This window comes from uncultured Mycobacterium sp., from assembly GCF_964249325.1.
Classification (GTDB): domain Bacteria; phylum Actinomycetota; class Actinomycetes; order Mycobacteriales; family Mycobacteriaceae; genus Mycobacterium.
The window spans coordinates 10,337-10,774 of sequence record NZ_CAXUCH010000148.1 but is presented as its reverse complement, the minus strand read 5'-3'; the positions used below and the strand labels follow the sequence as shown (position 1 = coordinate 10,774).

The following is a 438-nucleotide window of genomic DNA, read 5'->3' as shown; positions in this document are numbered from 1 at the left end:
CCGGCCGAACATCTCCGGCAAGATGTTTCACCAGCGCAGCTACGGCACCGACCCGGAATCCGGCCTGCTGGACTACGACGCGGTGGCCGCTGCCGCGCGGGAATTCAAGCCGCTGATCCTGGTCGCCGGCTACTCCGCTTACCCGCGGCGGATTAACTTCGCCACCATGCGCGAGATCGCCGACGAGGTGGGCGCCACCCTGATGGTCGACATGGCCCACTTCGCTGGGCTGGTGGCCGGCAAGGTGTTCACCGGCGACGAGGATCCGGTGCCGCACGCCCACGTCACCACCACCACCACGCACAAGTCGCTGCGCGGACCCCGCGGCGGGCTGATCCTGGCGCAGCGGGACTACGCCGACGCCGTCGACAAGGGCTGCCCCATGGTGCTGGGCGGGCCGCTGCCGCATGTCATGGCAGCCAAGGCGGTGGCACTGGC

1 pseudogene (running past one end of the window) is annotated in these 438 nt (G+C 69.9%); it reads left to right on the top strand.

The features are described from left to right. A pseudogene (locus ACFE99_RS17070) lies at positions 1–438 on the top strand (hypothetical protein) (its annotated part continues 599 nt past the right edge of the window); the annotation flags it as partial.